This is a genomic window from Paraburkholderia hospita (assembly GCF_002902965.1).
GTDB classification, from domain to species: Bacteria; Pseudomonadota; Gammaproteobacteria; order Burkholderiales; family Burkholderiaceae; genus Paraburkholderia; species Paraburkholderia hospita.
In genome coordinates this window covers 944983-958691 of record NZ_CP026107.1, presented here as the reverse complement: position 1 = coordinate 958691, position 13709 = coordinate 944983, and the positions used below count along the sequence as shown (strand labels likewise).

Annotated in this window: 9 protein-coding genes; 4 read left to right on the top strand and 5 right to left on the bottom strand. The window is 65.4% G+C overall.

The window, feature by feature from the left end:
• Positions 1 to 65: 65 nt before the first annotated feature.
• The 4 genes from imuA to C2L64_RS37545 all read left to right on the top strand — a co-directional run bounded on the left by imuA (position 66) and on the right by C2L64_RS37545 (position 2308).
• Positions 66 to 773, top strand: a complete 708-nt coding sequence (gene imuA / locus C2L64_RS37560; protein WP_039899710.1) for a translesion DNA synthesis-associated protein ImuA — start codon at positions 66 to 68, stop codon at positions 771 to 773.
• A gap of 31 nt (positions 774 to 804) precedes the next feature.
• The gene (locus C2L64_RS37555) at positions 805 to 1014 is read left to right on the top strand and encodes a hypothetical protein (protein ID WP_007576690.1); all 210 of its coding nucleotides are present in this window, start codon (positions 805 to 807) and stop codon (positions 1012 to 1014) included.
• 73 nt (positions 1015 to 1087) lie between these two features.
• Positions 1088 to 1306 carry a hypothetical protein gene (locus tag C2L64_RS37550; protein ID WP_007576688.1) on the top strand — a complete coding sequence of 73 codons (219 nt, stop codon included), beginning with the start codon at positions 1088 to 1090 and terminating at the stop codon, positions 1304 to 1306.
• Positions 1307 to 1801: 495 nt separating this feature from the next.
• Entirely contained in the window at positions 1802 to 2308 is a 507-nt protein-coding gene (locus C2L64_RS37545; protein WP_039899672.1) for a hypothetical protein, read from the top strand.
• A gap of 249 nt (positions 2309 to 2557) precedes the next feature.
• Here the strand turns inward: C2L64_RS37545 and C2L64_RS37535 are convergent, their stop codons facing one another.
• The 5 genes from C2L64_RS37535 to C2L64_RS37510 all read right to left on the bottom strand — a co-directional run bounded on the left by C2L64_RS37535 (position 2558) and on the right by C2L64_RS37510 (position 13703).
• A complete protein-coding gene (locus C2L64_RS37535; protein WP_007576684.1) occupies positions 2558 to 2746 on the bottom strand; it encodes a hypothetical protein in 189 nt (62 codons plus the stop codon).
• Positions 2747 to 3755: 1009 nt separating this feature from the next.
• Positions 3756 to 4070, bottom strand: a complete 315-nt coding sequence (locus C2L64_RS37525) for a DUF4148 domain-containing protein (RefSeq protein WP_007576680.1) — start codon at positions 4068 to 4070, stop codon at positions 3756 to 3758.
• Between the two features lie 771 nt (positions 4071 to 4841).
• Complete coding sequence (locus tag C2L64_RS37520) at positions 4842 to 8501, bottom strand: S8 family serine peptidase (protein WP_007576678.1); 3660 nt, start codon at positions 8499 to 8501, stop codon at positions 4842 to 4844.
• A complete protein-coding gene (locus tag C2L64_RS37515; protein ID WP_007576676.1) occupies positions 8501 to 10093 on the bottom strand; it encodes a hypothetical protein in 1593 nt (530 codons plus the stop codon). Before C2L64_RS37515 ends, C2L64_RS37520 begins: the two co-directional genes overlap by 1 nt.
• A gap of 13 nt (positions 10094 to 10106) precedes the next feature.
• The gene (locus tag C2L64_RS37510) at positions 10107 to 13703 is read right to left on the bottom strand and encodes a hypothetical protein (protein WP_007576674.1); all 3597 of its coding nucleotides are present in this window, start codon (positions 13701 to 13703) and stop codon (positions 10107 to 10109) included.
• Positions 13704 to 13709: the final 6 nt, after the last annotated feature.

The window sequence follows — 13709 nt, the reverse complement described above, 5'->3', positions numbered from 1 at the left end:
CTAGCACCATGATACTGGCAGAAAATCCAGGCTATACTGTATATCCATACAGTATTTATCTGACCATGGACAATGCTCGCACCCCATTACCGGAGTCAATTCACCCAGCGCTCTGGCGCGCATCGCAGCTCGCGCGCGGTCGCGTGTCAACCGTCGACACGGGGTATCCGGTCTTGTCGCACGAGCTGCCTGGCGGAGGGTGGCCTATTGGGGCGCTCACCGAAGTCCTGGCGCAAGCACTGGGTTCAGGAGAGATGCGGCTGCTCGCCCCGGCACTCGGGTCACTGAAGGCGCCAGTGGCCCTGGTTGAGCCACCGTGTGCCCCGTGTGCACAGGGTCTCGCGTATTCAGTCATTCGGGCCGAACAGGTTCTCCTGTTGCGTGCAAAGCGCTCAAACGACCAGCTATGGTCGGCGGAGCAGATTCTGAAAGCGAGTACATGCGGTGCCGTCCTGCTGTGGCAGACGCATGCCCGCGCAGATGCGCTCCTGCGATTGCTGTTGGCTGCACGTTCGAGCACGTCACTACTCTTCGTATTTCGGCCCATCCGCGAGGCATCAGATGCGTCTCTGGCCGAGCTGCGAGTTGCGGTGCGTCCCGCCGAAGAAGGCGTGAACGCGGACATCATCAAGCGCAAGGGCCCGAAATTCGAAGGCGACCTGACTGTAAATGTGCGGCCCGGGGCAGCGCTCATGAGCGCACGCGCTCGGTCGCGCCGAGCGGTCTTGCCGTTTGAAATCGAAGCTCGAGCAACCGGCGATGCATTCGCCTGACTGCGGCGATTCGTCCAAAGGAGATTTCATCATGAGAGCGGACGAGTGGGTTCGAGAGGCTGAGCGAGAGTCAAGGCTCGTCGACGCGCTGTACAAGGCGCGCTACGTCATTTCGTTGCACAACGGCATGACCGTACGGTGTGACGGTGACGAATGGGCGCTGGACTTTGGGCAGGAGCTGAAAATGATTGACGCAGCGTTAAAGACGGCGGGAATTGACACCCGGCGCCTCAGGCAGTAGATACTTGCAGATCCACCCGAACTGAGGCAATCATTGATCGTGCACGGCATGGAGGACCTTGAGAGGTCGACAGATGCAAACTGAGAAATATCGCGGATACACGCTGTGGGGCCACGCCATCTTGCAGCAAGAAGACATCCTGCGACGGGGGCGATTCGCAGGAAGCGGCACAATCATGCGCGACACTAAAGTCGTAGAGGTGTCTGGAGTGCTGGGCGCGTTCGAGACTGACGAAGAAGCTCAATCGGCAGGTCTTTCATGGTGTCGCGCGTGGATTGATAGCCATGGCTAACTCGTATCGTGGCACGTCGAACCAAATCGAACACAGTAAGCCACACGCTGGCCGCCTCGCGGGCACTCCTTGCCCGTCTGGAAGCAATTGGGCAGGGACAAAGCCTTTTCGACCGATCCAACGCCCGCGTTGCTCAACGATGTCGGACTACAGTGGCCATTCGCGGGGGCGAATGCCCTAGCGAGTTCTCGGCCATTGCCGACATTCGGCCATGCTGGGTTCTACGTCAGCAATGCGGCCGTTTGCTGACGGTGGCGAGATCGAGCAGCCGGAAGGCAGTTTCCTCTAGCGGCAAACTCATACTCCGCGACCCTTCTCGGTCATGGGATTACTGTAGTTCTGGTAACGGCTTCGGCTTACGACGGGCAATCAGCGTGATCATCAGCGTTTCACCACGGTCTGCGGCATCTGCGCAGTCCTATCGTTAACTCGTAAGAACACCGGCACGCGCCCGGAGAGCCGCAAGCAGGTGTGCACCAACTGTCGGAGAGAGAAATGATGGAACTGCTCAAGAAACTGCTCTATAGGGTACGGCTGCTGAAACCGCCCGTGCTCGTCAAGGCGATCGAAGTGTCAACGGTGAAAAACGCGGCAAGGCACAGATTCGAAGCCCTTCCGCCCGGCGAGGAAAAGAAAGCGGCTTACAGTGAATACATCGCGCACTGCGCGGAAAGTGTAGCGGCCTGGGATACGTACTTTGCCGAGTATCCGAGGGTGAAGCCGAAGTTCAGAAGCAAAGAGGAACTGCTCAAGTACGTGCTGAAACTCGTGCATATTGCCAAGGAAGAAAAACTGGCGAAGGAACACCACAAGTCCGTCGCGGTGGCGCATTACAAGGCGATGGTCGTAGCGCACAAGAAAGGCGACGTCACTGAGGATGTCGTGCTCGCGGCCAAGGCGGCGCGGGAAGCAGCCGAAGCAGCATGGCACGATGAAGTTCGCGTTTCCGAGCAGGCGTGGGAGAAGTACCACGAAATCAAGGAAGAACTCGCTGCTGCCTGACGGGAGCGGAGAGGACCGGCGCAAGCTCGCGCCGAAAACAAAAAACCCGCTCGCAGGCGGGTTTGATGGTGTGACGGTTTTTGCCGGATTTTCGCGGCCAGCGCCCACATAGCGCCCAAATTCGACGACAAACCCGGTGGCGAAAATGGCCTGAATCGCGCAACGCCTTACTGCACCTAGTTGCGGGGGTAGGATTTGAACCTACGACCTTCGAGTTATGAGTCCGACGAACTGCCGCTGAACTCCTCATCAGGGTCTCGTACGGTCGACGGCCACGATTTCGTATCCGGGGTCGGCGTGCTCGTTCGCGATTTTGTTCGCTTCCTCATACGAGAGAAAGGCCGTGGCTTCCTTAATCTCCGGCGCCATGCCGATATCGCCGTCCTCTGCGGTGCAGAGGAACTTCTCGCCAGTCTTCACGACGTAGACGGTCGTCATGTCTCCCTCCATAGCTTGCAGGGGAACTTTCAGTCTAGCAGGCCGAAAGGGTTGTTGCTGCCGATGCAAAAGTGAACCGGTTGCCGACACGCCGTGATCGGGTCACGAGTTCACCAATGCCGCCCATTCCACGAGGAGGTCGACATCAAGGCGCTTCACGCCAATCTCGGCAACCGAAAAAAAAGAGTCGGCAACAGCAACCAGTGACCCAGTGGACGCGATTGCGATAAGTTTGTTTTGCATAGCGTATCAATGACGAATCCTTGCTGGGCTCACGCCATGGCGGACGGACCCAAGGGTGGCGGGCAGGGTCCATAGCGCTTATTCCCACGCATTTGGAACCATCCATCCTATGTGAAAGTTGAGCGAATCGAATCGCTATCGAATCAGATTTCGCGAAACACCCGACAGTCGAAAGTGCAGTATCACGAGTGGTCGGAAGGGACACGCTTCAGACAGATGTATGTCTTCGATTTCAGTGGCCATCAAAATGTGACCCTGTCGCAGAGCCGATCGATAGGATATGAGCGCCAGACTTCGTGCCCAGAATATCGCGAGAGATACGCCAAAAATCACCGCGATCCGAAAGATCGTCGTTTCGAAGGCCGACTCCGGCACATTGAATAGTCCCATCACCGCAAGAACGCTTGCGTCAATTGCGATCGCGGCTAGCGAGGCGACCATCAGGTGTGCCCTGATCGATTGAATCGTTCTGGAATCCAAGTGTTGTCTTAATGGGCGTCACGAGCAGGCATAGCAGCGGCGGAATGTAAGCGAGACCACAACGTCGCGCTCCGATATGCGATGGTGTCGAGCGGGGCAATAAAATTGACGGTACCGCCGTTGCTGCCGGTCGTACGAGTGCCGAGCACGGAGAAAATGTTGGTGCGTTACCATCAAAGAAAGGACGCGGCGTGGAACAGCGTGCCGCGCGCTTCAAGAGTTCAGGCTAAGACGCGTCCCTCTTACGCCGGACCGGGTCCGGCAGCGGCCGGCAACATGACGTGCTTCAATGGTGATCGTAGACCGGCTGCGCGTCGTTCAGCGCAAGAGGCGCGCCGGCCTGTGAGGCGCCCGTCGGCACGCCGCCGACCGACGCCGCCTCGGGCGTTTGGCGTTGCGCCGCGACCTTCGCCTCGGCCGCCTGGATGTCGGAGGGATAGTACGGATCCTTCGCTGCTGGACGATAACCGGCTTGTTCGACCCGGACGAGATCGGCTTGTACCTCGGCGCGAGTCACCGGCGCGGTTGAGGTTTCGGCAAACGCGAATGTAGATGCGCTCAGCGCGCAGGCAATCAGTACGGCCTTGACCAGTGCTTTCATGATGGTTCCCCTTTGGGAGCGTAGCGGCCACATTCACCATGAACGCGACCTTGAGCCTCCCCATCGGCGTCGATGAGTAGTTCCTTCATTCTCGGCAGTGGTGCCTGTCCCGATGCTGACCCGATCATTACATGATCGTTATCTTTCCCGGCCGCCAGACGCGCATGCCGCCACTGAGCGCTAAGCGTATTCAGTGAGGCAAAAGTCTTTCCGGCGAATCTTTAGAAATTCCGGTAATGGCGGATCTGTGATTCCCTTCGCGGGAGGCGCCGCCCACGAGAGCGCGGCCGGTGGACAGAATCTGCCGAGCTGCGAATGGGCGGAAAGCAACGTAAAGCCGTCACACCGTTGCCGATAGCTGAATGTCGGCTAAGGCCGACATTTCGTCATTTTCCCTGTTGCAGATGCAACGACCGCTTATCGAGGCGGAGTCGCCGCTTGAATCGCCAAGGAATCGAATGAGCGAATGAACGCGCATGGCTGCTCTGAGACGCGACGTGTCGGCTCACCATCAACAATCGCGGTCCGCGAACGCACGAGCGAATACAACAAACCCGTTACGATGGCGCTGCGCAAGAATCGCCATCTTGCAAGGTCTGTTTCTATCGCCCTCGAGGGACAATTGATATCTGGCCGACGACTTCCATTTTTGACTTGATAACTCGACCGAAACGATCCCGCCCGTCACGTTCCTGAGCACACTCAGACGCGCACACGGCGTCCGGCAAACCATCCTCCCCACCCTCTCCTTCGTCAAACCAACACATAGCGCTATACAAAATCGTCAGGCAAAGGATAAAGACCGCTCTCGTCGGGCACATCCAGAGGCCCGTCCACAGCCCATTCGGCACACACCCGCGCGGCCGCCTGAAACACTAGCGTCGACTGCCTGTCCTGATCCTCGACATCACTGAACGATTGATCGGCGCAATGCTTCAGCCACAACGCCAACTGGCTGAACCGCTTTGCGTCGTGTTGCGCATTGATGCCAGCAATGTAGCCATTCGAGTCGAACAGATGCGAAATCTCGACGAAGTAGATCAACGCCGCCTCGGCCAGTTGATCCGCCGGCAGTGACAGCACGGCAAGACTCCCTGGCGTGCCCGCAAGTTCCCTCAGCACGACCCAGTGCACATGTCGCGCGGTCAGCTCGGAAACGAATGACCGGAACACATTCGCACTCGGGCTACCCGTGGCGGAACGAGCCTGCGCCAGAGCGGTGTCGGCGTACACCAGCGCATCCGTATCGGCCGTTGCCCGCAGTGCTTCGAGAGCAGATGCATTGCGCGCGTGCGTCAGTTCGTGCACGAGAACGCCCTGCAAGGTCACGGGCGCAAGCGTGCCATCGACACGGCGCACGATCGTTTCACGTCCGAGAATCGTCGTGTCGTTCACGACAATGAACGATTTGATCGTGCCACCGCTTGAGAACATCATCGTGACTGCCGGATTGTTCGAATCGGCCGCCTGGCTGAAGAGCGTATCGGCGCTCATTCCGCGCTGCATCGAGTCGGCGGTCCGCGTGAAGCGCTCTTTCAGATCGTCCAGGCGGCTGCGCGCGACGATCCCGAGAAGCGCTCCCGAACTCAGAAGCGCCAGCGCCGAGCGGCCGAGCATGTGTCGCCAGGAATCGAGCGGCGCATGCAGGAGCGACGCAAGCTCGAGCGCGACGAACTGTTCGAGCCGATGTTCGACGACAAACGGGCTGAATTCGGCGAAGGTCGGATCAAGTCCCGGCGGCTCGAACAGCAGGTCGGCGTCGAGAGCCCGCGTCGTTCCCGGTCCGACGACGGGATCATCAGGAACCAACCCTTTGTCCGCCTTGTAGGCCGCCACGGCGGCGCCCGTGTCCGGGCCGAACGCACCATCGGCACCCGCCGGACCCACAGGCTGTCCAAGATCGATCAGGGCCTGCTGAAGCCGCATGACCGGCAGGCCATCTTCGCCCGCCATCATGCGGTGCTCGCCAGCGAGGCACGACCGCAGCACGGGATCGCCCGTCAGGCGCGCGGAGCGCAGCGGCGACGTCTCGGTGAAGTCCGCTGGTTCCGCCAACGGGGACAGCGGAGCGAGCGCGGTCCATTCGAGCCCATTGGCCGACAGCGCCGACCGGATCGTCCCGCCGACGTCGACCGCGATCGCCATCACGCCCAGATCGATCGACACCGCCGTGACGCCGCCGAGCGGGCTGATCGCGGTATCCGAGACGATCGGCAGCAGCGGCGTCCAGTCGCCGCCAGCGATGGCGCGTGTCGCGGCACGCAGCACACGTTCGGTGTCGACGGCGATAACCACGACGCGGTTGCCAGCCAGCGCGAGGGCGAGCGGCCCGAGCGTGTCGATGGTCGCCTGCACGTCGACGACGACCGGCTCGGCGATCGTCTGCGAGGCGGGATCGATGTCGATTGCCCGCAACCAGCCCTCCGAGCCAACCGCCGCGGCAATCAACCTGCCGTCGAGCGCCAGCAGCGCCGGCCGCGCGCCGGGCTCGAACGCCACGCCGCTCGGGTCGGTAACGGCTCCGCTCCAGCCCGTCCCGACCGTCGCGAGGACGTTGCCCGTGTACCACTTGAAGCTGCCGCCGTCTTCGATCGCGACCACGTCGGCACTGCCTGCGCCGCGCGAGGCCAGTACGGGCCCCGCGACACGGCGATAGCTCGCTACGGAATCGAGGACCAGCGGCGCGCTCATGCCCGCCAGCAGCGTTTGCAGGTCGCCGACGAACACGACGAGTCGCCCTTGCGGATTGGTCGCCGCCAGCAGCAGCCGGTCCGGTGTCGGCAGCGCCACCGCGACCGCGCGCCCTTCCGCGACCAGCCCGGTTGCGACCACCGGCTTCGAAACATCGCCCTGTTGGCCCAGCGAATCCCAGAACATATGCTGGATGCCGCCCGCGCCGCCGAAGAACGCGTCGTGCCGCAGCCGTGCGAGCGGCTGCGTTTCCTCCGTCGAGATCGCAGCGGGTTGTGCGGCGACCAGTTCGAAGCGGTCGTTCGGCGGGTCTGCGGTGAGCGGCCGACCCCAGCCTGTGAAGAATGTCCAATGCCGCCGCACCATCCGGTTGTCGGCGTCGAGATGGACGATGAACAGCGCGTCCCCGCCGGACGTGGCGCCCGCCACAGGCAGCACACGCGCGAGTCCTTGCGCACGGATGATCTTGCGCAGGTCCGGCATCGCGCCGATGCGCGCGCCGAGCGGATCGTCCGGCAGCACGCCCAGCGACGCGCTCCGGAACAGCCGGCGCACGTCGGCGGGCAGAAGCGTCCCTCCCGTAGCGGCGCGCGTCATCGACTGCAGCAGCGCTGCACTCGCAGCAATAATCGCCGATGCCCCCGACGTGCCGCTGAAGCTCTGGTAAGCGTTGGGTGCGCTCGCCGCCGGCGCGCGAATCGCGGCGCCCGCCGCAAAGCAGTCGACCCGGCTGCCGAACGACGAAAACGTGCGCGCCCATTGATCGGACGGCGGGCCCGAAAACTCACCCGCGCCAACGACGATCGCACCGCTGAAGGTGAGCGAATCAGGCCGCGTGTGGGCCAGGAAGGGGAACTGGTCCAGGTCGACGCCGCCGTTGCCCGCCGGCTCGATCACCGTGATGCCACGGCCCACTGCGATGCCGATGGCCGCCTGCACGGCGGGATCGAACTCCACCAGGATGGCCGGCTCGGGTGTCGGCGTGAAGGGCAGCGCGCCCTCGATCAGCAGGATATCGCCGCTGGAGAGGTTTGCGGTTGCCACGGCGATGGCTGCGGCGCGGTTCGCTACCCCGCCGCGATCCTCCGTTACAAGGTCTACGGCCGCACCGGGCGCGATGCCGATTGTCCCGACTCCGTTGTCCGAGCCGGCCACGATGCCAACGACGCCCGTACCGTGATCGACAAGAGCCGATCCGAACACCGACAGCTTGCGCACCCGCGCGCCGATCAGTTCCTCGTGCGTCAGAAGCCAGCCGCTTTCGATGTCGGCGACACGTGCGCCGTCGCCGGACCCGCCGGCGACGTCCCACGCATAGACGGCATCGACGCCGTTCGGCGACGGCTGGATCTGCAGCGTGCGCTGCGCATCGGGGTTCGTGCCATAGGAAACAGGCAGATACGTCTTGTCGCGCACGCCGGCAAATCGCACCATCGGCAGCGCGCTCGCGGCTGTGGCGAGCGCCTGTGCTGCGGCGTCCTCGCACGGCAACGTGAACCATACGAACGGGTCGGGCGGTTCGTTGCCGGCAAGGCGCACGGCATCCACGAGGTCAGCCAGTTGCTCAACGGGCAGGCTATCGAACAAGGGCTGCAGGCTCAGGCCGGGAAAAGCCGCGAGCAGGCCCTGCCATGCAGCGTCGAAAAGAGGATCGAGCTGAGGATCGGCGAGCCCCGCCTCGGCGCCCGCGATATACGGCAACCCGAGTCCATCGATCAGTTGCACGTCAACGAAGGCCATCACCCGCCTCCCCGCTTCGATACCGAGTTCTCGGCGAAAACGTCGAACCGCAGGTGCGATGTCGGCGGCCCGGCTACGGGCGCCGCGCTGCGCTCGACCCACAGGACCGGTCGGCCGGAGGTGTCGCGCGCGAGCATCGCGCGCCGTCGCAGCATGACGCCATTGCTGGGTATCGCGCGCGAGGCGAGCATGTGCCCGCGTCCAAGGCCCGCGCCCGACGGCCCGCCGATCAGGCGTGATACGGGGCCGGGCCGGGGCCGCGGATACATCCCGGTGAGGTCGGCCAGCACGCCCTGGCGCCAGCCACCCGAGCGCCCATCTCCCGCGCCCGGATCATTCGCCGTACTGACGACCGCGCCGCCTGGCGTCGGATCGCCGATACGAATCCGCTGATACGGATGCCAGCCATCCGGCAAGGTGGTGGACGGCAAATAGCGAAATTCGCGCGTGCCCGTTCGCGTGCCCTGCGCGAGCGCGGTCGCTGTATCGGCGCTCGCGAGCACTTGCAGTCCATCCGCGCGCAACTCGACGGCCCACGCGAGGTTGGCGTCCTCATCGACGCCGATCAGCAGTTCGTCGAGCGCAGGGCCCGTCAGCGGCGCGACAGCGACCGGCCAGACGACGAGAGACGACTCGGCCAGCCCGGCTGTGTGGAACAGCGACCACGCGTCGGGGCCGCTTGCGCTGGGTGCCGACAGATTCCAGGTCTCGCCGAAGCTGTCGCGCACCGTCACGCCTTCGAGCGTCACCAACACCCCGCTCGACGGATTCTGACTGGGATCGGCGGGTGGACGGACCGGGAAGGTGAACCAGTCGTCCGCATGCGCGAGCACCGCATCGATCAGCAGCATGGTCGGGAAATGCGAGCGGTCAGGCGCGAAACCGCCGATATCGACGGCGTGGTCTTCGAGTTGCCACCACCGCGGCTGCGGCGCGCCGGGGTAATCGAGCCGGCCGGGAATCACTTCATGCGGATCGGCGGGTGCGACGGCTCGCGTCACGGTCAGTGTTCCCAGCGCGCCGTCCACGGTGAACCACTCGACATCGCCTCCCAGATGCTCACGCACTTGCAACGCCGTGCCGCCCGCCTCGAAGCGCGCGTCAAAGTGCAATTGAGATGATGACCAGCGGTCGGCCGCGGGCGACGGCACCTCCGCCCACATCGTGTGACCGGCCAGATGACCGGCGAGGAACACAGCGCGCCCGTCCACTTCCTTAGCCAGCGCTTCGTACGGGGCCGGCAGCCGGCCCATCTTCAGGCGCCCGATCACCGTCGCGTCGAGCAGCGGCGCTGCGGCACGCCCGAGCCGCACGCGGCGGCCAATCGTCCACCAGTCGCCCGGCTCTGCCTCCAGCAATGCCTCGGCTGGAATCACCGTGGGGTCGAGGTCCGGACGCGCGCGGTCGTAGCTGATGGGAATGTGCAGCGGCGCGCAGCGCACGGCCACGGGCGACGATGCATCCTCACCCTGCTGCTCGCCCAGTTGCCACTGGCGCGACAGAAACCACACAGGATCGGCGACGCGCGCACGCAGCCCCTCGTCGCTGTCCGCGCGACGCGGCTCGAGCGCAAGGTAGAACGGATCGCTCATCGTGCACGCTCCTTCACGCAGGCCAGTTGGCGAGAAACGACAACGGCGACCGCGCGCTCACGAGCGCCGTCGACATCGCGTGCGGCAACGATGCCGCGACGTTCTGCGCAGGCGTGCGCGCGTGGGCCATTTCGCGTGTTTCGAGCACCACGTCGAGCAGGCCAGCGTTGTCGAGCCGCTGTGTCAGATCGGGCGGCACCGCGACCAGCACCGCTTGCGGCGCCCGCGATTTCGGCGCATTGAAGCCGAACGCCGCCGTGGTCGTATGACGGCGGCTCGGGACCGATTCGCTCCAGCCGTCGATTGCGGCAAGCGCCACCTTGCTTCCAAAACTCGACAGCCCCGGACCATACGCGAGCACGACGGGGCCCGTCGCATGCCACGGGTCGGTAGATCCACCGGGAGCGGCGATGGCGCTGGGCCATGCAGGCTGTGCCACGTCGAGCTGACGCGCCTCCAGCGCAGCCAGCCGCGGCCGCACGGCGGCAACGATTTCGAGCCACTCCCGATCGAGGCCTGGGCGCAAGCGCAGCACGGGCAATACGGCGCGCGGCACGATCGGAATCACCGGCAGTTCCGGACGGCCGGCCAGCGTGCGCAGCGCGCGCCGCACGTCGGCGGGCGGCTGCGACGCTGCCGTCTGAAGCCGGTCGGCCAACGCCGCGACGATCGCATCGCGCCGCTCGGCCGTGCCGGGCCCGGCATCGGCGGAACTGGTCGGCAGCGTGGCGCCCAGATCGATGTTCCAGCGCGCCGCCGCGTCCGTCACGGCCTGGCTCGCCCCGGCGGCGGCGCGATCGAGCGCCGCGAGGGCGTCGTGCGCGGACTGCACGAGCGCAACGAGCTGGACGAGCCGCGCGCCGAGATCGGCGGCAATGGCCGCGCGCAGGTCGGTATCGGCCGTGTTGGGCAGACCTTCGTAGGCGCCGCCCGTGAGCGAGGCGCTCGAAGCCCCGTCGTCCGTTCCTCCGAGTATCGGAGCAAGCGCAGCATCCCACGTCGGATCGGCGACGGCGGCCGGGTCCGCATCGGGGCCGACGGGCGTGGCGGCGGCAGGCAGAAGCACCCATGCGCTGACCCTGACGGTGGTCGCCTCGCGCGGCGTGCGGATCGCACGCAACTCCGGCGGCGCGCCAAGGCCGGCGGCCGCTTCCATTGCAGCGTTGGCAAGATCGGCATGGCCGGTGACGAGCGCGTGGACGCCATCCGCCACGAGCAGGTCAGCGTAAGTGTCGAGCACCTCGTCCAGCGGCGCGAGACGCGCGGCGAGATCGGCGGGCAGCCCCGCGGCCAGCGTGCCGTCGCGCGCCGCGGCCAATACCTTCTGACCATCGCACACGCGGCGCTGCTGCTGGTCGGCGGCCAGCGGATAGGTTTCCCGCAACGTACGGACTACGTCCCAGTCGCCCGCAATCCTTTCGACCTCGAGTCCCAGCGCCTCATACGGATGCACGCCCAGCCGGACGCGCTCGGCCAGTGCGGCAGCCGCGCGCACCTTCGCACTGTCGAGATTGAGACGCCACCGGTCGATCCCTGGATGCCGGACGGCCGCGTCGCGCAGCAACGCGGCCGTCATGGCCTGCGCCGGGGACGGCGCGTGCAGCAGTCCTGCCACGGTCGGTCCGGGTGCCAGCGGGCCGTCTGGCGCAGCGTCGAACGGTGCGGGCGCATCGACCCAGCCGTACACGCCGAGGCGGAATGGCGCACGCGCCGAGATCAGCCGCTGCAGCCGACGTTCCGCCAGACCCGTGAGCCACGGATCGACGCGAAAGGCCGCGGTATCCAGCGCGGCCAGCGCGGCGCGAAACAGCGGGCGCGCCATCCTGTCCCACAGATCGGCTATCACCCCCAGGGCCTCTTGCACATCGGCAAAGCGCTGCGCCAGCACCCGGCCCGCAGGATCGTTCGCGGTCCGAAGCGTTTGGACGGCACCGTCGCTGCCCGCAAAAAGCGCGTCGCGATATGCCGCCTGGTCGTCCCAGGCGAGCGGCTGCCCGAGACTAATGGGGATGCCCTGCTGGAGCCGGCGGAAGGCATCACCGACGATCGCGCGACCGGCGATCAGCGTCTCGCGCATCAGGTGCCCGACCAGACCCAGTTCGGCACGCAAGCCGAGAAGCAGCTCCGGGTCCATCGTCGGCAGGCGCTTCAGGAGTTCGATCTTCTCCTGTTCGTCGCGCGGCGGGCCGGGAATGGCGCCGCGTCCGGGCGCGCGTCCGACGGGATGAAGCGGCGAGGGCACACCGCGCAGCGCGTCGGCGGCCGCGTCATCCCATTGATGATCGAGCGGCGGCATGCCGTGGGAAAGGCGCAGCGCTTGCAACTGGTAGAGATCGGCGGTCGCGCGCACGCCCCAGTAGCGGCTCGGCGCATGCAGACCGAGCACGCTCAAGAGGCCGCGTGAATCCTGACCGTTCACCTGCACGCGCGCCGCGCGATTCGCGCTGGCCGTCGCGCTCCGCCACGGCAGCGCCCAACTGCGGACACGGCTTTCGATCGCGGCGAGCGCGTCGCCCGGCTCATCGATCCAGTTCGCGAAAGCGGAGGTCGGCAGCAGACCATAGGGCTGCTCCCCCACCCTGAATGCCGGACGAGGACCTTCGACGGCGAGGTAGCGGATCGCCCAGCGCGCGAGTTCGATTTCCGTCTCGCCCGCGCCCGTCACATCCCGCAGATACCGTCCCCACAGCGCGGGCCAGAACCCCTGCACCGCCAGCGACCCCGGACCGTAGTAATCGAGCTCGCCGCCGAGCATCGGCAACGCAGCGGGTGCAACACGGCCCGTCAGGCCGCTCAGCACGGACTCCGTCGACATCTGGTCGGCGGCTTTCGCATGCAACAGCGGATAAACCGTTTCGGCATGCTCACCAAAGTCCGTGGTCGGCTCGCCGGCGACGGTGTTGGTCGGCGTGCCTGGCGCGAGCACCGCCATTCTGGCCGACGCGTTGTGCGCATCGACGAGTTCAGCGGCATCGGTCTCTCCGATGCCGAGCACGACCAGCGCGTCCAGCACGGGCGGCACCGCGCCCACATCGATGTCGATCCCGAGACCGACCTTGACGGCTCGCGGATACGAGAGCCACCAGGTATCCGGCAGCGTGCCGCTCGCAAGGCCACCCGCCGTGAACTGTGCGAGATCCATGTCCTCGGCGATGGCGGCGCGGTCCGGCGTGAGCGTTGCAGCCAGTTGCCGCGTGCCGTCCGCGTGGACGAACCAGACGTCGATCTCTTCGGGCAGCCCCACGGCGCCGTACACCCGGAACGACGTGTGGCCGGTTTCGCCCGTGCGATCGAGTGCGAGCTGCCCTTCGCTGTCCGTGATCACGTGCTGACGCCACAGCGCGAGCGCGCGGCCAGCGCCGACGAAGCCCGCGAACAGGCCAAACGCATCGGCTTCGGACAATGGCGCCGGCCCCGCCATGCGGCCGATCGCCTCCGCGAGCCTGTCGAGTTCGTCCGTGGCGGGCGGCGCAACGATGCGGGGCACCGAGAAATCGTCCGGGTAGACGCGCAGCCGCAGCATCCACTGCGCGACGCCATCAGTACGTTGCTCGGGCGGCACGAAGCGCGTCTCGAGCCGGAGCGGGGCAAGCACTTCGACCGTACTCATGCGCGC

Bases quoted from the DNA above. Each gene is read 5' to 3' on its own strand.
- C2L64_RS37550 (WP_007576688.1), top strand. From the start codon at position 1,088: ATGCAAACTGAGAAATATCGCGGATACACGCTGTGGGGCCACGCCATC.
- C2L64_RS37545 (WP_039899672.1), top strand. From the start codon at position 1,802: ATGATGGAACTGCTCAAGAAACTGCTCTATAGGGTACGGCTGCTGAAA.
- C2L64_RS37520 (WP_007576678.1), bottom strand. From the start codon at position 8,501: ATGGCCTTCGTTGACGTGCAACTGATCGATGGACTCGGGTTGCCGTAT.
- imuA (WP_039899710.1), top strand. From the start codon at position 66: ATGGACAATGCTCGCACCCCATTACCGGAGTCAATTCACCCAGCGCTC.
- C2L64_RS37510 (WP_007576674.1), bottom strand. From the start codon at position 13,703: ATGAGTACGGTCGAAGTGCTTGCCCCGCTCCGGCTCGAGACGCGCTTC.
- C2L64_RS37555 (WP_007576690.1), top strand. From the start codon at position 805: ATGAGAGCGGACGAGTGGGTTCGAGAGGCTGAGCGAGAGTCAAGGCTC.
- C2L64_RS37525 (WP_007576680.1), bottom strand. From the start codon at position 4,070: ATGAAAGCACTGGTCAAGGCCGTACTGATTGCCTGCGCGCTGAGCGCA.
- C2L64_RS37535 (WP_007576684.1), bottom strand. From the start codon at position 2,746: ATGACGACCGTCTACGTCGTGAAGACTGGCGAGAAGTTCCTCTGCACC.
- C2L64_RS37515 (WP_007576676.1), bottom strand. From the start codon at position 10,093: ATGAGCGATCCGTTCTACCTTGCGCTCGAGCCGCGTCGCGCGGACAGC.